This window comes from Streptomyces bugieae, from assembly GCF_036352915.1.
Classification (GTDB): domain Bacteria; phylum Actinomycetota; class Actinomycetes; order Streptomycetales; family Streptomycetaceae; genus Streptomyces; species Streptomyces endophytica.
Genome location: NZ_JAZBJP010000001.1, coordinates 1,096,100 through 1,114,113, shown reverse-complemented (window position 1 = coordinate 1,114,113; position 18,014 = coordinate 1,096,100). Strand labels below are relative to the sequence as shown.

18 protein-coding genes are annotated in these 18,014 nt (G+C 72.8%); 7 read left to right on the top strand and 11 right to left on the bottom strand.

What is annotated here, in order from left to right:
- The first annotated feature begins 17 nt into the window (after positions 1-17).
- A complete protein-coding gene (locus tag V2J85_RS05100; RefSeq protein WP_261952858.1) occupies positions 18-860 on the top strand; it encodes a CPBP family intramembrane glutamic endopeptidase in 843 nt (280 codons plus the stop codon).
- A 339-nt stretch (positions 861-1,199) separates the two neighbouring features.
- Here V2J85_RS05100 and V2J85_RS05095 read toward each other — a convergent pair whose 3' ends face one another.
- Positions 1,200-2,021 (bottom strand): PhzF family phenazine biosynthesis protein, encoded by an 822-nt coding sequence (locus V2J85_RS05095; protein ID WP_261952859.1) that lies wholly within the window; start codon positions 2,019-2,021, stop codon positions 1,200-1,202.
- A gap of 299 nt (positions 2,022-2,320) precedes the next feature.
- Between V2J85_RS05095 and V2J85_RS05090 the strand changes: the two genes are divergently transcribed.
- Positions 2,321-2,962, top strand: coding sequence for a PadR family transcriptional regulator (locus tag V2J85_RS05090; RefSeq protein WP_261952860.1), 642 nt, complete (start codon positions 2,321-2,323; stop codon positions 2,960-2,962).
- A gap of 94 nt (positions 2,963-3,056) precedes the next feature.
- Here the strand turns inward: V2J85_RS05090 and V2J85_RS05085 are convergent, their stop codons facing one another.
- A complete protein-coding gene (locus V2J85_RS05085; protein WP_261952861.1) occupies positions 3,057-3,485 on the bottom strand; it encodes a type II toxin-antitoxin system Rv0910 family toxin in 429 nt (142 codons plus the stop codon).
- 333 nt (positions 3,486-3,818) lie between these two features.
- Between V2J85_RS05085 and V2J85_RS05080 the strand changes: the two genes are divergently transcribed.
- Both V2J85_RS05080 and V2J85_RS05075 read left to right on the top strand, forming a co-directional pair.
- Positions 3,819-4,349 (top strand): Clp protease N-terminal domain-containing protein, encoded by a 531-nt coding sequence (locus V2J85_RS05080; protein WP_261952862.1) that lies wholly within the window; start codon positions 3,819-3,821, stop codon positions 4,347-4,349.
- A gap of 49 nt (positions 4,350-4,398) precedes the next feature.
- The gene (locus V2J85_RS05075) at positions 4,399-5,589 is read left to right on the top strand and encodes an EamA family transporter (RefSeq protein WP_261952863.1); all 1,191 of its coding nucleotides are present in this window, start codon (positions 4,399-4,401) and stop codon (positions 5,587-5,589) included.
- A 267-nt stretch (positions 5,590-5,856) separates the two neighbouring features.
- Here V2J85_RS05075 and V2J85_RS05070 read toward each other — a convergent pair whose 3' ends face one another.
- Both V2J85_RS05070 and V2J85_RS05065 read right to left on the bottom strand, forming a co-directional pair.
- On the bottom strand, positions 5,857-6,522 hold the full coding sequence (locus tag V2J85_RS05070) for an FMN-binding negative transcriptional regulator (RefSeq protein ID WP_261952864.1): 666 nt from the start codon (positions 6,520-6,522) through the stop codon (positions 5,857-5,859).
- Between the two features lie 9 nt (positions 6,523-6,531).
- Positions 6,532-7,197 (bottom strand): pyridoxamine 5'-phosphate oxidase family protein, encoded by a 666-nt coding sequence (locus V2J85_RS05065; protein WP_261952865.1) that lies wholly within the window; start codon positions 7,195-7,197, stop codon positions 6,532-6,534.
- A 35-nt stretch (positions 7,198-7,232) separates the two neighbouring features.
- On the opposite strand from V2J85_RS05065, the gene V2J85_RS05060 reads away from it, so the two are divergent.
- Positions 7,233-8,564, top strand: coding sequence for an aminotransferase class I/II-fold pyridoxal phosphate-dependent enzyme (locus V2J85_RS05060; RefSeq protein WP_261952866.1), 1,332 nt, complete (start codon positions 7,233-7,235; stop codon positions 8,562-8,564).
- A 139-nt stretch (positions 8,565-8,703) separates the two neighbouring features.
- Here V2J85_RS05060 and V2J85_RS05055 read toward each other — a convergent pair whose 3' ends face one another.
- The 4 genes from V2J85_RS05055 to V2J85_RS05040 form a co-directional block, all read right to left on the bottom strand.
- Positions 8,704-9,135, bottom strand: coding sequence for a hypothetical protein (locus V2J85_RS05055; RefSeq protein ID WP_330820724.1), 432 nt, complete (start codon positions 9,133-9,135; stop codon positions 8,704-8,706).
- A complete protein-coding gene (locus V2J85_RS05050) occupies positions 9,132-9,917 on the bottom strand; it encodes a hypothetical protein (RefSeq protein WP_330820723.1) in 786 nt (261 codons plus the stop codon). The genes V2J85_RS05055 and V2J85_RS05050 overlap by 4 nt, the downstream gene beginning before the upstream one ends.
- Positions 9,899-10,255: a hypothetical protein gene (locus V2J85_RS05045; protein ID WP_330820722.1), complete on the bottom strand. Its 357-nt coding sequence runs from the start codon at positions 10,253-10,255 to the stop codon at positions 9,899-9,901. Before V2J85_RS05045 ends, V2J85_RS05050 begins: the two co-directional genes overlap by 19 nt.
- A gap of 263 nt (positions 10,256-10,518) precedes the next feature.
- Positions 10,519-11,529, bottom strand: a complete 1,011-nt coding sequence (locus V2J85_RS05040) for a DMT family transporter (RefSeq protein WP_330820721.1) — start codon at positions 11,527-11,529, stop codon at positions 10,519-10,521.
- A 74-nt stretch (positions 11,530-11,603) separates the two neighbouring features.
- Between V2J85_RS05040 and V2J85_RS05035 the strand changes: the two genes are divergently transcribed.
- Positions 11,604-12,512 (top strand): LysR family transcriptional regulator, encoded by a 909-nt coding sequence (locus V2J85_RS05035; protein WP_261952870.1) that lies wholly within the window; start codon positions 11,604-11,606, stop codon positions 12,510-12,512.
- Positions 12,513-12,530: 18 nt separating this feature from the next.
- Here the strand turns inward: V2J85_RS05035 and V2J85_RS05030 are convergent, their stop codons facing one another.
- The 3 genes from V2J85_RS05030 to V2J85_RS05020 all read right to left on the bottom strand — a co-directional run bounded on the left by V2J85_RS05030 (position 12,531) and on the right by V2J85_RS05020 (position 16,101).
- Entirely contained in the window at positions 12,531-14,006 is a 1,476-nt protein-coding gene (locus tag V2J85_RS05030) for a carboxyl transferase domain-containing protein (RefSeq protein WP_330820720.1), read from the bottom strand.
- Positions 13,999-15,456, bottom strand: a complete 1,458-nt coding sequence (locus V2J85_RS05025) for an acyl-CoA synthetase (RefSeq protein ID WP_330820719.1) — start codon at positions 15,454-15,456, stop codon at positions 13,999-14,001. The genes V2J85_RS05030 and V2J85_RS05025 overlap by 8 nt, the downstream gene beginning before the upstream one ends.
- A 180-nt stretch (positions 15,457-15,636) precedes the next feature.
- Positions 15,637-16,101, bottom strand: coding sequence for a pyridoxamine 5'-phosphate oxidase family protein (locus tag V2J85_RS05020; protein WP_330820718.1), 465 nt, complete (start codon positions 16,099-16,101; stop codon positions 15,637-15,639).
- Positions 16,102-16,345: 244 nt separating this feature from the next.
- Between V2J85_RS05020 and V2J85_RS05015 the strand changes: the two genes are divergently transcribed.
- Positions 16,346-16,993: a cysteine hydrolase family protein gene (locus V2J85_RS05015; RefSeq protein WP_261952873.1), complete on the top strand. Its 648-nt coding sequence runs from the start codon at positions 16,346-16,348 to the stop codon at positions 16,991-16,993.
- Positions 16,994-18,014 lie beyond the last annotated feature (1,021 nt).

The following is an 18,014-nucleotide window of genomic DNA, read 5'->3' as shown; positions in this document are numbered from 1 at the left end:
GCAGAAGTGGAGGAAGCGTGGACTCGGATACAAGTCCCGGGGCTGGTGCGGACGTTCCGGGGGAGGGCTCCGGCGCCGGCGCGGGACCGGACGCGTCCCAGCAGCCGGCCCGCAGCGTCCTGCGCAGTGAGACGCTGATCGTGCTGGCCCTGTCCGTGGGCGCCAGCGCGGTGTCGTCACTGATCAGCTTCATCGGGTCGCTGACCAAACCCGGTGGCCTCAAACACCAGGCGGCGACCCTCAACGCCTCCCATGCGCCCGGCCGGCCGTGGCTGGATCTCGCCTGGCAGCTGTTCGGGATCGCCACCGCCCTGGTGCCCGTGGCTCTGGTCGCGCATCTCCTGATGCGCGAACGGGCAGGCGGGCTCCGCGCGATCGGTTTCGACCGGCAGCGGCCCGGCTTCGACCTCGGCCGGGGAACGGGCCTGGCGGCCGCCATCGGCGGCAGCGGCCTGCTGCTCTACCTGGGCGCGCGGGCGGCGGGCGTCAACCTGACGGTGGTCCCCGAGGCGCTGCCCGATGTGTGGTGGAAGATCCCGGTACTGATCGCCTCCGCGGTGCAGAACGCCGTACTGGAGGAGGTCATCGTCGTCGGCTATCTGCTGCGCAGGCTGGGCCAGTTGGGTTGGACCCCGATGGCCGCCCTGGTGGCCAGCTCGCTGCTGCGCGGCTCGTACCACCTGTACCAGGGCATCGGCGGTTTCCTCGGCAACATGGTGATGGGCGCCATCTTCGTCCTCCTCTACCGCCGCTGGCGCCGCGTCGGCCCCCTCGTGGCCGCCCACGCCCTCATCGACACCGTCGCGTTCGTGGGCTACGCGGTATTGGCGGGGCGGGTGGGGTGGTTGCCTACGGGGTGAGGGGTGAGGGGTGACTGCGGTGTGGGGGTGGGGAGGCTTTGCTGCCTGCTGCCTGCTGCCTGCTGCCTGCTGCCGCTTGCTTGAGGCCCGCCGATGCTTCCCCCGCCCCCTCCCCCTCTCCCCCTTCGGGGGAGGGGGCGGGGGGTGGGTTCGGGGGTGGGGGGAGTCGTGAGGTTTCGCGCGCACGCGGGCGGAAGCCTGACAACGGGCGCCCGGCGCGGCCGGCCGCACGGGCCCTCCCCGGAGCGTGCCTGAACCGCTGCCCGACGGACGGGCCGGACCGGCCTCTGACATCGCGGCCCTGCCGCCCGATCTCGGCCCTCAGCGCAAGACGGCCGCTCAGGCCCTGCTCAGCAGTTCGCCGTCGATCACCGTGACCGCGGAACCGGTCAGCAGCGTACGGTCGCCGCGCAGTTCGGTCCGTACGTATCCGGTACGGGCCGCGCCCTGCAGGCCGACCAGTGAGTTGCGGCCCAGCCGTGCCGACCAGAACGGGGCGAGCGCGGTGTGCGCGCTGCCCGTTACCGGGTCCTCGTCGATGCCGACCGCAGGGAAGAAGCAGCGCGAGAGGAAGTCGTAGCCGCCGGAGGGGTCTTCGGCGCGCGCGGTGGCGATCACCCCTCGCCCGCCGTGCCCGGCCAGCGCCTTGAGGTCCGGCGCCAAGGCCCGTACGGACTTCTCGTCGGCCAGCTCGACCAGCAGATCCCCGACGTTCGGGCCCGTGTCGTGGGCCGAGAGGATGTCGACACCCAGCGCGGCCGCGACCACGGGCGGCACCTCGACCGGGCTGAGCGGCGCGGTCGGGAAGTCCATGGTGATCGCGCCGTCGTCGCCGGCCGTCGTGGTCAGCACCCCGCTGCGGGTACGGAAGCGGACCGTACCGGTGGCCGTCCCCGTGCTGTGCAGAACGTGCGCGGTGGCCAAAGTGGCGTGCCCGCACATGTTCACCTCGGTGGCCGGGGTGAGCCAGCGCAGCGCCCAGTCGGCGTCGCCGCCCTCCGGCAGCGGGTGCGCGAAGGCGGTTTCGGAGAGGTTGACCTCCATGGCGACCCGCTGCAGCCAGGCCGTTTCGGGAAAGGCGTCGGAGTCGAAGAGCACGACTCCCGCGGGGTTACCGGCGAATGGACGCTCACTGAAGGCGTCGACGATACGAATCCTCATGAGCGTGAGCGTAGAGGGGCCACAGAGGCGCGGGCCAAGGCCAATCCCGGGAAATTGGACCGGGATGGGAGGCCGGCGAACCGGGCGTACTGGTGCACACGGGCCGGATGCGCGCCTTGTGCGGTCGCGCCGGCGGGGGGCATCGGCGGCGCGGATGCGACGGATGCGCGGGTGTTGCCGGGCTGCGCCGTGCTCTCGTCGCTGCGCCCTGCTCTCGTTGAATCGGATGTAGCTCGGGTCTTGCTTCGGCGAACAGTCCCGATATATCGTTGAAGCATCGCGACCGATCAACGATAGGAATGGAGGACGTCACCATGCGTTCCCAAGGAAACGATCACGGGCACGAGTACCGGCACGAGCGCTACGGACCTGGGCGCCACGGCGGTCGGGGCGACTTCGGGGGTGGCTGGGAGCGGCGGCGCTCCGCCTTCGGTCCCTTCGGTCCGCCGTTCGGAGGCCCGCCCTTCGGTGGCGGCCGGGGCCGTGGCGGCCCGCGCGGCCGCGCTCGGCGCGGAGATGTGCGCGCGTCGATACTGGCGCTGCTCAAGGACCGCCCGATGCACGGCTACGAAATGATCCAGGAGATCGCCGAGCGCAGTGGCGGGGCGTGGAAGCCCAGCCCCGGCTCGGTCTACCCGACCCTGCAACTCCTCGAGGACGAGGGGCTGATCGCCAGTGCCAGTGAGGGCGGCAAGAAGCTGTTCTCGCTGACCGAGGCCGGACGCGCCGAAGCCGACAGCGGCTCGGACGCCCCCTGGGAGGACGCCGGCCGCGGTGTCGACTGGGAGGCGATGAATGAGATACGCAAGGCGGGCGGCGGCCTGGTCGAGGCGTTCCGGCAGGTGTGGGCAACCGGCAGTCCCGAGCAGCGGGAGAAGGCCATGGCGGTGGTCAACAAGGCCCGTAAGGAGCTGTATCTGATCCTCGCCGAAGAGGACTGATGCCAGATGGCTCCCTGTGGAAGGGGGGCGGGGGCGACGCCAGGGTTCTCGTTGAGTGGGTTGACGTCGGAGCGGGCGCCGGGCGCCCGGGGGCTCAGGCGAGCAGGCTGGCGAGCTTGCGCAGTGACTCGTTCAGTGCGGCGCCCGCCGAGTCCTTGAGTTTGCCTGCCATCAGGGAGACCGCGGCGCCCGTGAAGGTCCCGTCGACCTGGACGGTGGTCGCCTCGCCGTCCGGTGTGAGGGAGTAACGCATCCCGAGGTTGACGCCCATGGGGCCCTTGCCTGTGATGTCGAGCAACCGGCCCGGCTCCAGTTCCCGTACGGTCCAGGTGACCTCGGCGGGGAAGCCCATCAGCTTCATGTTCTCCTCGTAGGCCGCGCCCACTGTCAGCGTTTCCGGGCCGCCCTTCGGGAAGGAGGTGTGGGTGGCGTTCCACTGCCCGTACGCATCGAAGTCGGTGAGCCGGTCCCAGACCCTCTCGGCCGGTGCCTCGATGCGGGCCTGTGCGGTGACTTCGGCCATGCGATCACCCCTCCGGTGACGGTCCAGGCTGGTGCCGCGGAACGTAGCCGGGTGGGGAGGAAGGTTCAATACCGGCGGCGCCTATTTCTGATGGGCCGTCAGCTGGCTGGTCGGTTTGACGGGAGGGGGAGCCCCTGTTGTCGTCGCGGGGGGCTCGTGGGAGGCAGAACGTGCCGGTCCCGGATGTCTGACCTCCACGGAATCTGCGTATTCTCTCCGTCGTATCTCCTCCCTGAGGAGGAGACCGCGGGGTGGCATCCCCAACCAGCGTGGGATGCGCAAATGCTTCCCGGCGGGGATGCCCGGGCGTTCAGGGGCTGGTGGGGTGGGGTTGTGCAAAACCGTACTGCGTATAGCGGAGCCGACGACTCCGTCCACGAGGACCTCGGCAGCAGACTCACCGTCGAGCTCGCGTCGGTGGTCTCCGCGGCCCGCAGGCGGGCCACCCGGGACGGTGACCGGCAGGTGGACACCGCGCATCTGCTGCACGGTCTCCTGGAGTCGGACCCCGCCGTACGCGCGGCCTTCGACGGCGGGCCGCAGGTGGCCCGGCTGCTCGGCTATCTCGTCCAGCGCAGCATCGGCTACGGACTCCAGTGGCACGGCACGGTAGAGGACTCCGGTGCCGTTCCGGTGGTCACCGAAGGCGGTGTCCCCGGATGGTCACCGGCCGCGGCCGCGGCCATGGACGGCGCCCTCGACCGTGCGCATGCCCGCTACGACACCCGCGCCGGCTGCCTCGATCTGCTCGCCGCTCTCGTCGACGATCCCGAATCGCGGGCCGTCGAGGTACTGCGCCGGGCCTCCGTCGACACCGCCCGGCTCGCCGCCCGTCTGGACGGGGAGCGCCCCGGCCAGGACTGACAGGGGTCTCGGGGGTTGCGCTGCTGACGGCGGCTGTCATGATGACCCGATGCACGCGTCATCAGGGAGCCCGGCAGGTCGAGCGGCCGGCCCGGGCCAGGGAACTCCAGGGTCCTGGCTGGACCAGCGACCGTCCGCGCTCGACGGGAGCCGGGGCGGCGCGCCGCGGGGCCGTGGTGCCGGCGTCGGCATCGCCCTGCTGTCGGCGCTCGCCTTCGGCGGCTCGGGCGTGGCCGCCAAACCCCTGATCACGGCGGGTCTCGAACCGCTGCACGTCACCTGGCTCCGGGTCGCCGGCGCCGCGCTGGTCATGCTGCCGGTGGCCTGGCGCCACCGCGATCTGCCGCGCCGCCAGCCCGCCCTGCTCGCGGGCTACGGGCTGCTCGCCGTCGCCGGTGTGCAGGCGTGTTACTTCGCCGCGCTCTCCCGCATTCCCGTGGGCGTGGCCCTGCTGATCGAATACCTGGCGCCGGCGCTCGTCCTCGGCTGGGTCCGTTTCGTGCAGAAGCGGCCGGTCACCCGTGCCGCGGCGCTCGGTGTGGTGCTCGCCGTCGGCGGTCTCGCCTGTGTCGTCGAGATCTGGTCCGGGCTGAGCTTCGACGTGCTCGGCCTGGCGCTGGCGCTGGGGGCGGCCTGCTGCCAGGTGGGCTACTTCGTACTCTCCGACCACGGGAGCGACGGCGAGGACAGGGCGGACCCGCTCGGGGTGATCGCGTACGGCCTGCTGATCGGCGCCGTCGTCCTCACCGCGATCGCGCGCCCCTGGGAGCTCGACTGGACGGTCCTCGGCGGCGCTGCGGACATGAACGGCACCGAGGTGCCCGCCGCCCTGCTGCTCGCCTGGATCGTGCTTGTCGCGACGGTGGCGGCCTATCTGACCGGAGTGGTGTCGATCCGCCGGCTCTCGCCCCAGGTGGCCGGGGTCGTCGCCTGCCTGGAGGCGGTCATCGCGACCGTACTGGCCTGGGTGCTGCTCGGCGAACACCTCTCCGCTCCGCAGATCCTGGGCGGGGTGGTCGTCCTGATCGGTGCCTTCATCGCGCAGTTGGCCAAACCGCAGACGACCGAGTCGTTGGTCGTGGCGGGCGCGGGCCCGGGGGAGACAACGGGCTCGGTTCAGGCCACGGGTACGGGTGCCCGCGGCGATGCGTACCCGTCCGGCGGTGATGCGGCGGCGGCCGCGGCCGGAGCGCCTACGGGTGCCGGGGACGGCGTGCCGCCGGGATCGCCCGCCGCCTAGCGTGTCGATCATGGATGCGGCCGTCTTGTCCGCTCCCGCCACGTAGGGCGGGCGGCGGCCTCCGCGGCCTCTTCCTCCACCGGGGCAGCGGCCTGGGCCCGATCGCTGCTGCCTTCTGGCGCACCTTCGGTGGCTTGGTCCTGCTGAGCGCCCCGCGCAGCACGTTGCCGGGCTGATACGACGGCGCCTTGGGTGCGTCGAGGAGTCGAGGAGGGGCCCGGCCGGTGGCATCGGCCGGGCCCCTCCCGGGTCTGCAGGACGTCCGGTTCAGGTGGCGGGCGTCCTCGGGACCGCACCGGCCGCCGCCGTCAGGCGGCGCTGTTGGTGGGCGCGGGCGGCCGCGTCGCCGGGGCCGTTCCGCTCGGCGAGGCGGCCCGAGATGCGGTGCTGGACCGTCTCGCTCCGCTTGCCTCCGTATTTGAACTTGGCGCGGATGTCGTGCACTTCGAGGCGCAGGCCGCGGATGCCGGAGAGCAACCGCCCGTACGGTGCCTCACCGGCGGTGACCGGGGCCGAGCCGCCCTCGGGCTGGAAGTGGCCCATCTGCCGTTGCAGCAGTGCCGCCTTCTCCTCCGGATCGTCCACGACATGCGCCGTGCAGCTCAGCTGGACCGCGGCGTAGAAGCTCGTCGGGACGCCGTGCTCGGGCGGCTTGCCCTCCTCGGCCTGCCAGGGGCCGGGGATGAAGGTGTAGTCGTCCACCACGCTCAGCAGCACCTGCGGACGGTCCGCCAGCGCCTCCCAGAGGGGATTCGGGCGGGCCAGATGTGTCACCGCCTCGCCGCGGTCCGGGTCGTAGGCGAAGTGCAGGGGCTGTACCAGCGGTGGTTCACCGGGCCGTCCGTTGGCGGCCAGCTGGCCGAAGTCGTGTGCGGCGAGCCAGCGTTGCCACTCGGCGTCGTCGGTGGGGGCGTCCCAGGGGTGTATCAGCACGGGTGCTCCTCAACGGGCGGTGAGGTATGCCGGCTCCGGGATGCCGGGCGCGAGGTCGTCGGACGGTATGGGGGCGCCGTACACCGGAGCCACGGGAAGGACACCGCTCCAATACGGCAGCGCGATGTCCTCCGGCTCGTCGTTGGGGCCGCCGGTACGGACCTTGGCGGAGACGTCGCGCAGGTCCAGGCGGATCACGGCGGTGGCGGCCAGCTCCTTGGCGTTACCGGGACGGGAGTCCGCGGCCCGCCCGGGCAGGACGTGGTCGACCAGCGCGTCCAGCGCGGTCGTCTTCTCCTCCGCGTCGGTCACCTGGTACGCGGTGCCGTGCACCACCACCGAGCGGTAGTTGATGGAGTGGTGGAAGGCGGACCTGGCCAGCACCAGGCCGTCGACATGGGTGACGGTGACGCAGACCTCAAGCCCCGGGTCCGTGGTCCCGCCGGCCATCCGCAGCGGCCGGGAGCCGGTCGAACCGTGCAGGTAGAGGCGGTCGCCGACCCGGCCGTAGAGCGTCGGCAGGACGACCGGGGAACCGTCGCGGACGAAGCCCAGGTGGCAGACATAGCCCTCGTCGAGGATGGCGTGCACCGTCTCGTGGTCATAGGCGGCGCGCTCGCGGGCGCGGGTCGGGGTCGTGAGGTCGCTCGGTGCGTACGACTCGGCAGAGGCCATTGCCAACTCCATTGCACTAGTGCATAATCAAGTTTGTGCTAGGAGAGTATCGGATCGAAGGGCGGCGCGCATCGGACATTGCCGCCAGCGTCGAGCGAGCCATCGGTGCGGGCGAGCTCCAACCAGGCGAAGTCCTGCCCCCGCTGCGGGAGTTGGCCGTCTATCTGGAGGTCAATCCGAATACGGTCGCGGCCGCATACCGCACGCTCCGTGACCGGGGGGTGATCGAAACCGCGGGCCGCCGGGGCAGCCGGGTGCGTCCGCGCCCCGCGAGTACGCCCCGCGAGGCGCTGCGGGTGGAGGTGCCTCCGGGGGTCCGCGACGCCTCCGACGGCAACCCCGACCCGTCCTTGCTGCCCCCGCTCGAACGGGCCCTGGCCGCGGCCGCGGCGCGCAGTTCCCGGCGACCGGTGCTCTACGGCACCCCGGCCGTCGATGAGGAGCTGGCCGCGCTGGCCCGCTCGGCCTTCGCCGACGACGGCGTGGCGGAGGGCCCGATCGCCGTCACCAGTGGGTCACTCGACGCCATCGAGCGGGTGCTCGCCGCTCATCTGCGGCCCGGTGACAGTGTGGCCGTGGAAGATCCCGGGTGGGGGAGTCTGCTGGATCTCGTCCCGGCGCTCGGACTGCGTCCCGCGCCGGTCGGCGTGGACGACGAAGGGCCGCTGCCCGCCCGGCTGGCGCGGGCGCTGGAGGACGGTGCCCGCGCGGTGGTCATCACGGACCGGGCGCAGAACCCCACCGGCGCCGCGGTGACGGCCGCCCGCGCCGCCGAGCTCCGCGCGCTCCTCGCCGACCACCCCGGCGTCCTCCTCATCGAGGACGACCACGGCCACGGCATCGTCGATCTCCCGCTCCATCCGCTCTCCGGTGTCACCGACCACTGGGCGCTGGTCCGCTCGACGGCCAAGGCCTACGGCCCCGATCTGCGCCTGGCGGTGCTCACCGGCGACGCGGTGACCGTCGACCGGGTGCGCGGACGGCAGCGGCTGGGCCCCGGCTGGGTCAGCCATCTGCTCCAGGACGCGGTCGTGCAGTTGTGGCAGACGTCCGCGGTCGATCCGACGGCCGTGGCCGGCGCGTACGGCCGGCGCCGGGAGCCGCTGATACGGGCGCTGGCCGAGCGCGGGGTGCCGGCGCGGGGGCGCAGCGGGATGAATGTCTGGGTGCCGGTTCCGGACGAGACCGGTGCGGTGGCCCGGCTGCTGCATTCCGGCTGGGCGGTCGCCCCCGGTGCACGCTTCCGGCTGGACTCCCCACCGGGAATCCGCATCACCGTCTCCCGGCTCTCCCACGACGACATCGAACCGGTCGCCGACGCCGTCGCCGCGGCCACAGGGGCGGGTGAGCTGCGACGATACGAATAGGGAAGGTGATCCGGGGAGAGGAGCCGCTCGGCGGAGCCCGCTGGCCTGCAACTCGGCGGTAGCGCACGGGACTTGGCAGGACCGTCCGGCTTTTTGCCCGGGCGGCCGACTGTGATGCGGGTCAGGCCCGCCGCCAGCATCAGCAGGTGACCTGCTTGATGTAGTAGTGCTGATCGTTGTGGACCTGTACCCACTTGCCGTGGCTGCCGCCGCGCTCGGTGAAGCTGATGCCCCATGAGTGGCGCTGCCCGCGGTAGGTGCAGTGGGCGTTGACGTAGAAGACGTCCCGGAGGCGGTCCACGGCGAGCGCGGCCGGAGTCGGGGGTTTCCCTTCCACCTGGAGGACGACGGGGATCTTCGCGCCGCCCCAGTTGTAGAAGTAGGCCCGTTGGACTCCCTGGTCCAGGCCGTACAGCGCGATCAGGAAGAAACGCACCGCGGCGTCGCCGGCCCGCGGGCCGGTCAGTCGGGGCTGGCAGGTGACGTCGTAGTCCGGTCCGGTGATCCACAGCCGTACGCCGACGCCGGCGTCGTGCAGCACGCGGTTCACGGGGGCGAGTTCGCCGGTCACCTCCTCCGGCGGCCGTTCCGCGGGCCGTTGAAGGGTCTTGAGACCGGCCACGTCACACGGCCGATAACCGCCGGCCGCCGCGAATATCCGCCGGCCGCCGCGAAGTCGCGCAGGAAGCGCAGCCCGGCCGCGGTGCGGAGATGGCCCATGGAGGGGCACACGAGGGTGGCGGCCGGGTCCGTACGGGTGATGAGCCGGGCGGCCCGCCGCACCACGTCGGCCATGGTGCGCGCGCTGCCGGAGTAGAAGTGCCGGTCGTTGACGGTGTCCCAGAGCTCATAGGCGTTGATCCGGCCCCGGTGGCGCGCGACGAGCGCGGCCACGAAGGCGTCCCAGTCCGCCGGCCGGTCCGGCGGTGCGGAGCGGGCGCCGTCGGGGTAGGGGGACTTCGGCCCGTCGGGCGCCGCCCAGGGCTGGGTGCCGCCGAAGGTGAAGAGGCTGTCCATGTGGGCGCGTTGGCCCGCGGCGACCAGGCGGTCGAGGGCCGTCCAGTCGTACGTGCCACGCCGGGGCTCCAGGTCCGTCCAGCGGGTACCGCTGTCCCAGAAGCGCACCGCGCCGATGTGGAAGGACGGCATGGTGCCGATGTTGCTGTTCATGGCGACCCCGAAGGCCGTCCGCGGCACGGGGGACGGGGCCCAGGTCCAGCGGTCATCGGGGCCGCCGACGGACGCCGCCGCGCCCGCCGGCGCCGGCGGCCGGTGCTGCTCGGCCGGGCTGAACGATCGCACCGGTTCCGCCGAGCTGAGGAACACCAGCAGCATCACCAGACACAGCGCCACGGAGGCGGTGCGGCGGCGAACCGGTCGGCGGGGCGGCGCGGCTGCCCCCTCGGGCGCCCGCCGGCCCGTATGGCCGGAGGCTCCTGTTCCGGCCCGGCGGTCGGACGGCCCCGCGGCATGGAGATCAGGCGGCCCCGCGGCCCGGTGGTCAGGCGGCCCTCCGGCCCCGTGTCCTGGTGGCCCACCGGCCTGTGGGGCACATCCGGGTCCGCCTCCACGTCCTCCCGTGGAACAGCCGTGGTCGCTGCCGTCCACAGTCGTAGCAGCTCGTTGAGCTCGTGCGGGGTGGCGCCGCAGTGGTGCGCGATGGCGGCGATCACCGCGTAGTCGCGCGGCACGCCTCGCCTGTGCAGTAGCGGTGCAGGCTCGACCGCGTCGGGTACGTCGACCGGGCCGGCGCCGCGTAGCTGACACCGGCCCGGTTCTTCAGCTCGCTGAGCGGGCCGGCCAGGCCGGACGTACCGCTCGTCCCGTCCACGACGCCCCCTTCGCGCTCCCGTCCAGGGCGTGCCCCTCACCCGTCAGCTTGGCACGGGGCGCGAACTGCCGCCGAACGTAGGCCCGTTGACGCTCCGGAGAGGGACAACGGGCCGGCCGGGTTTCAGTCGGTGTCGGTGGAGCGCCGGGCCGTCGAAGCGCGCGGCTTGCTCTGGGCGAGGGCCGCGCCGGCCAGCACGATCAGTGCGCCGACCGGGGTGTTCCAGCTGAGCCGCTCGTTCAGGAGGGCGACGCCGGCGGCGGTGGCGATCACGGGGACGAAGTAGGTGACCATCTGCGCCGTGGTGGGGCCGATCTCGGCGACCAGGCCGTACTGGAGGAGGAAGGCGAAGCCGGTGCCCAGCGCGCCGAGTGCGAAGACCGAGAGCAGCGGGAGGATCGGGTAGCCGGCCGGGGCGGTGGTGAACAGCGGTGTGACGACGGCGAGTTGGGCGGTGGCCAGCAGCAGCTGGGTGCTGGACATCGACAGGTGGGAGTGCGCGGAGCCGGCCAGGGTGCGGCGGACGTAGATCCAGCCGATGGGGTAGCTGAGCGAGGCACCGAGCGCCATCGCGGTGCCGGTCAGATCCGTACCGGTGAAGCCCTGCCAGGCGCCGAGCACGGTCAGCACGCCCAGGAAGCCGATGCCGAGACCGGCGACCCGCCGCCGGGTCGGGCGGTCCTCGGAGAGCGCCACGACCGACAGCGCCATGCCCCACAGCGGCGAGGTGGCGTTGCAGATGCCGGCGAGGGTGGAGGGGATGGTCAGCTCGGAGTAGGCGAAGAGGGAGAACGGCAGCGCGTTGAGGAAGAACGCGGCGACGGCGAGATGCCCCCAGGTGCGGGCGGAGCGGGGCAGTCGCTCGCGCTTGATCACGAGGATGGTCAGCAGCACCAGCGCGCCGAACGTCACCCGGCCGAGCGTGACCTGCAGGGGCGCGAAGCCCTGCGTGCCCACCTTGATGAAGAGGAAGCTGAAGCCCCAGATGAGGGCGAGGACCGCGAACCGGACCTGCCAGCCGCGGGCGCGCGGCCGGGTCGTGGCGGCGGGCCGCTGGGGCGTGGGGGTGGTGGTGGCCGTGGCCGTGGCGGCGGGGCTGCCGGAGGCGACGGGAGTGCTGGTGGCGCTGGTCATGGCACCCAAGATGGCGGATGCAATTTAGTAGCACAAGCGAGTTTTCGTGGCAGGTATCGCGTAGCATTGCTTATATGTTGAACCTTGATCGCCTACGGACGCTGAGTGCGGTCGCCCGCCACGGATCGGTCAGCGCGGCCGCCGACGGGCTGCATGTGACCACCTCGGCCGTCTCCCAGCAGATCGCCAAGCTGGAACGGGAAACCGGGCAGCAGCTGCTGGCGAAGAACGGGCGCGGGGTGCGGCTGACCGACGCCGGACGGCTGCTCGCCGACCACGCGGTGCGCATCCTCTCCCAGGTCGAACTCGCCCAGGCCGAGCTGGAGGCGCACCGCGGCCAGGCGGTCGGCGAGCTGCGGATGGGCGCCTTCCCCACCGCGGCGCGCGGGCTCTTCCCTGCCGCGCTCGTCGGGATGCGCGCCGCGCATCCTCAGCTGCGCGCCCATCTGACCGAGATGGAGCCGGACGAGTCGGTGCGCGGGGTGGTGCGCGGCGACATCGATCTGGCCGTCGTCCTGGACTGGTACAACCGCCCGCTGTCCCTCCCCGACGGGCTGGCGAAATCGCCGCTGCTGGACGACCCGGCCGATGTGGCGATGCCGGCCACGCATCCGCTGGCCCGGCGGAGCTCCGTGGAGCTGGAGGAGTTCGCGGAGGACGAGTGGATCTCCTGGCCGCAGGGGGAGTTCTGCAACGAATGGCTGATGTTCACGCTGCGCAGCAAGGGCATCGAACCGCGCATCGCCCATATGGCGGAGGAGCACGGCACCCAGCTCGCCCTGATCGCGGCCGGGCTCGGCGTCGCGGTGGCACCCCGCCTGGGCCGCGGCCCGGTGCCCGAGGGGGTGAGCGTGGTGCCCGTACGCCACACGATGCGCCGCCATGTGTACGCCATCTGGCGCGCGGACGCGGACCGCAGGCCCTCGATCCGGGCCGCGGTGGACGCGCTGCGGACGGCCGCGGAGGAGGTCGAGGCCGACTGAACGGGTCCGTCGGCGGCCTCAGTCGCCCCGGTCCGTCGCCCCGTTTCCGGTCGTCGGCACGATGCCGCGGATGACGCCCAGGTCCAGCAAGTCCTGGGGGCGGATGTGGAGTTGTTCGGCGGTGTCGTGCACCTGCTCTTCGTCGCGTTTGAGGATGGCGGCGGCCAGTTCCGGGGCGATCACCGAGAAGTAGCTGTCCGGTGTGGCCCAGAGCCGGCCCGGGGCGGCGAGGGCCAGTGCGCCGCCCGAACCGCCCTCGCCGATCAGCAGGGACGTCACCGGTACCCCGGCGGTGGCCAGCGCCGCGAAGGCGTCGGCGATCGCCGCTCCGGCACCGGCCCGCTCGGCGGCCGCGTCGTTCGCGGCGCCAGGGGTGTCCACCAGCGTGAGCACGGGTATGCCGAGCCGGTCGGCGAGCCGGACCAGCCGGGCCGCGGTGCGGAAGCCGGCCGGGCGGGTGGCCGTGCCGCACTGGGCCACGAAGGCGACCGTTCGGCCCTCGCGCCGGCCGAATCCGCAGCGTATTCCGGGGTCGGTGTCGCCGCAGCGGTCGCCGCTGATCTCCTCCCGGTCGTCGAAATACGCCCGCAGATACGCCTCGGCGCGCGGCCGCCCGGCCGCCCGGGCCCGCACCACCGCATCCCAGCCGGTCTCCGGCAGCCCCGGGGCGCCGAGCGCGGCCGGCGGGCGTGCGGGCGTGGCATCGGCGCCGGCCGGGCAGCCGGTGGGAGCGAGCAGCCGCAGCCACCGCCGGAGGGTGCCCCGCAACCGGTCGGGCGGGACGACCGCGTCGACCTGGCCGGCGGCGAACTGCCCCTCGGCGGAGTACGCATAGGGGTCGGCGTCCCGGGGGCGCACCCGCGAGCCGGCGAAACCGATCTGCGCCCCGGGCAGCGCGAGGATCACATCGGCGCCCGCCCCGAGCGTGGCCCAGCCGCCGCCGGTGGTCGGATCGCGGACCACGGCGAGCTGCGCCAGCCCGGCGGCGCGGTTCAGCGCCGACTGCCGGGCCACCCGCTGCAGTTGGCTCAGCGCGCGCATGCCCTCCTGCATCCGGCTCCCGCCGGTCGCGATCAGCGAGACGACCGGCAGCCGCCGCTCCCGGGCCGCGGCGTAGGCCGCCTCCAGACGGTCGCCGGTGCGCTCGCCCAGCGAACCGCCGAGATAGCGGAACTCGAAGGAGATCACGACCGCTTCGGCCCCACCGAGGTCGGCCACGGCCGTGACCACCGATTCGTCCTCGCCGGTCGCCGTACGTGCGCGGGTCCGGGCGGCGTCATAACCGGGCCAGCCGAGCGGCCCGTCCGGGCCCGGTGACGCCGTGGCCGTCGGCGCCGGCAACTCGGTGTACGAATCCGCGACCGCCGCCAGCGCCTGACGAGCCGTCAGGCGCGCACACGGCTTCGCCGCGCCGCCGCCCGTACCCGCTCCTGCGGCGCCCGCGCCCGCACCGGCCGTGCCGCCCCCGCCGGCACTGCCCCCGCCCTCACGCATGGAGCTCTCGCTTCAGGATCTTGCCCATGTCGTTGCGCGGCAGCGCGTCCAGGAAGTGCACGGTGCGCGGCCGTTTGTGCGGGGCGAGCTGGCGCGCGACATGGTCGGCGAGCTCCTCGGCGGACGGCGGCGGGCCGGCGTCCGGGCCGCGCTCGGCCACGACCCAGGCGACGATCCGCTCACCGAGGTCCTCGTCCGGAACGCCGGTGACGGCCGCCTCGGCGACCCCGGGGTGGGCCAGCAGCGCGTTCTCGATCTCGCCCGCGCCGATTTTGTAACCGCCGCTCTTGATCAGATCGGTGGCCCGGCGGCCGACGATGCGGTAGTTGCCGGCGGCGTCCCGGACCGCCATGTCGCCGGTACGGAACCAGCCGCCTTCGAAGGCGGCCGCGGTGGCGTCGGGGCGGTTGAGGTACTCGACGAAGAGGTTCGGGCCGCGGACCTGGATCTCCCCGACCGTCTCGCCGTCCCCGCCCTCGATGGCCTGGCCGGCGTCGTCGACGAGCCGGACGTACACCCCCGGCAGCGGCACCCCGACCGTGCCGGTGGCCTCCGGGCCGTCCGCGCGCACGCTGGTGTTCATCAGGGTTTCGGTCATGCCGTACCGCTCGATCACCCGGCGCCCGGAGGCCGCCGCGATCCGCTCGTGATCCGTCAGCGGCAGCGCCGCCGAACCGGAGACCAGCAGCCGGGCCCGCGACAGCGCCTTCGCCAGGGCCGGATCGCGGCCCGCCTCCACGGCCAGGCGGTGGTACATCGTCGGGACGCCGAAGAGCATCGTGCCCTCACCGGACAGCTCCCGGGTGACCGCGTCCGTATCGAAGCGCCCCAGGTGGTGGACGCTGCCGCCGCGGCGCAGCGGTCCGAGGACGCCGAGGATCAGGCCGTGCACGTGGAACAGCGGCAGGGCGTGCACCAGGACGTCGTCGGCGGTCCACTGCCAGGCGTCCTGGAGGGCGTCGAGGGTGTGGGCGATGGCGCGGCGGGGGAGGACCACGCCCTTGGGCGGGCCGGTCGTCCCGGAGGTGTAGACGATCAGCGCCGGAGTCTCGTCGGCCGGTTCCATCGGCAGCGCGGGCCCGGGCTCCTCGGGTGGCTCGGTGGCGTCGACGTCGATACGGGGCAGGGCGGCGAGCGGGCCCGGCAGCTCGTCGTCCGCCCCGGCCAGCACCAGCGAGGGGGCGCTGTCGCCGACGATGTGCGCCAGCTCGCTCTCACCGATCTTCGGATTCACCGGTACGGCCGCCACACCGGCGAGCAGCGCGGCCACCACCCCCACCGAGGTCTCGAGCGTCGGCGTCGCCCAGAGCGCGATGCGGGTCTCACCGGCGATCCGCTCGGCCAGCGCGCCCGCCACCGACGCCAGCTGTCGATGGCTCAGCGCGCGGTCGCCGAAGCGCAGCGCGGGGGCGGGCGAACCCTCGCGCAGTGCGGGGAAGAGCACGTTCACCGGATCTCCTTCGTCTCGTCGGCACCCGGCCGCGCCCGGCCGGGCCGCCCCGCCTCCGCACCCTGCGCGGGCGCGGAACGGGCTGACGCAGACCACTCTCGCAGACGCCACTGACAACGCGATGAGATCCGGCGATCACCGCGGGTGACTCCGGCCTCGCTGCCGCGCCGCGCCCGGCGCTCAGCCCGGGATCTTGCGGAAGTCCCACGACGCGACGGAGTCCGGCGTCAGCCGCAGCCAGGCGTGCCGGCCGTCGTGCGGCATCGCGGTCATCCCGAAGTACTTCCGCGCGAACAGCCGCTCCGGGGCGTCCAGTTCGGAACATGCCTCACCGGTCCGCGGTACCTCACCGACGCACGCCGCGCGGCCCGACAGTTCCACGCCGCGCAGCTCGCCGTACTCGTGGCCGTCGTCGACCACCACCGCGATCCGCGGGTCCTCGCGGATCTGGGCCCACCGCTTGCTGCGGGTGATCGAGTAGAGCCACAGCGCGGCACCGTCCCAGATGAACCACAGCGCCCCGACGTGCGGCGCCCCGTCCCCGCCGACCGTCGCGACCCGGCAGGTGCGCTGCTCCGCGAGGAACGCGTCGCGTTCGCCCGGCGTCATCATGATCCGGCGCCCGCGCCGCTGTGTGTCGGTCATCCGCCATCGCCTCCGCTGCGACCGCCCTGACGGGAACCGCCCGCCCGGGACTACCTGACTGGGCGTCAGGAATCATCGACGCTCTTCCTGGCGGATGCAATGCCCGCTACCCTCACCCGCCTCGAAGAGCCCCGGCAGGAGAGACCTCCCGCCAGGGGAGGACGCCGCCATCAACGGACCACCAGTAACTGACCACCAGCAACAGACCACCAGCAACGGGCCACCGGAACCGGAAGGACCTGCCATGCCCTCGGATGCCGTACGGCTCGGCGAGCAACTCGACCCGGCCTCGACGGTGCTGCTCACCGTCGAGTGCCAGCGGGGCGTGGTCGGCCCGGAGAGCGCACTGCCCGAACTCGCCGACGTGGCCCGCACCTCAGGGGCGCTGGCGAACATCGCCCGTCTGGTGGCGGCCGCACACGAGGCGGGCGTCCAGGTGATGCATGCGGTGGCCGAGCGCCGCCCCGACGGGCGCGGCGCCAGCCGTAACGCGCGCCTGTTCAGGGCCGCGGAGAAGCTGCCCGTCCAGCAGCTCGCCGGGTCCACCGCGGTGCGCATCGCCGATCCCGTACCGGTCGGCGAGGGGGACCTGGTGGTGCGCAGGCTGCACGGTCTGTCGCCGGTCGCCGGCACCGAGGTGGACGCGCTGCTGCGCAACCTCGGCTGCCGGACGCTCGTCGTCACCGGGGTGTCGGCGAACGTGGCGATCCCCAATGCGGTGTTCGACGCGGTCAACCTCGGCTACACGGCGGTGGTGCCCGCGGACGCCATCGCCGGGGTGCCCGCCGACTACACCCCGGCGATGATCCGCAACACGCTCGCCCTGGTCGCCACCGTCACCACTACGGAGGGCGTGCTCGCCAGCTGGCGGAGACCGCGCCGCGCCCGCTGACGGGCCGCGCCCGCTGACGGGCCGGGCCGGCGGACGGGCCGGCCGGCGCACGTCAGACAAGCGGCGGCGCGCCCTTCGGCGGGCCGTTGACGCGCCTCAGGCGAGCGCGACCGTACCGCCCCTGACGCTCACCTCGGCCGGCGGCAGCCCCTTGGTGGCGGGGCCGTGCTTCACGCTGCCACCAGATTCTCGACATCGGCCCCCGTGCAGACCGTTCGCGGCCGCCGCGAACTGATCGCCTCGCTCGCCGGAACCGAATGCCCGCTCCTCGGCAGCCACTTCCCGCCGCCGACCGCCGGCCTTGTCGCCGCAGAGGCGGGCACTTACCGGCTGCTGCCCGTCCCCGGGGTTTCGTGCCGACCCTTCGCGGGCGGGGCAGCGTTCCCGGCCTTTCCGGTCCGGCCTGCCCTTTGAGTAATGTCCGAAGTCCCTTGCCCAATAGGCAGTGTGGATGCCCGATAGGCCGGACGGAAAACCGACCGCATAGACCAGAAATGCGGAGTGTCCGATCTCGGTCAGCGGGCCGGAACGAGGAAGGGGGAGGGAGGGGGTGGTGGAGCTCCCGTGCGTCCCAGGTGTCCCTCTCGTCCGGCAGGTCTCCCCCTCGTCCCGCCTCTCCCGGTGCGTAGGTGATGCTGGCCTGCTGGGCGCGTGGCCGGCCTGGGTGTACGGGGAAAGGTGCACGTCAGCCGGGCGCGGGGCGGGCGTTGAGGGCTCCCGAGGGCAGGGGCCGGGCCGTCGGCGGGCCGGGGCGCCCGGGGTCCGACGATAAGCCTCCCTATTGCTGTCAATAAAAACTCCTTATATCGAGGAAGGGCCTTTCTCTAACCTTTAGGCAGCGCTTGACACCGCGTAGTGCCTGGTGATTGCCTAAATGCGGACATGAAAGCGGGGGAGGACCTGCCTTGGCGCCTTTGAAGCGGGTGGGATGAAGGTCTGGTCGGCCGCTCCGTGTGGTATTGAGTGCCATGCGCGAGCTCATCTGGGCCGATTGAGCATGTAACTTTTCTACGTTTCTACG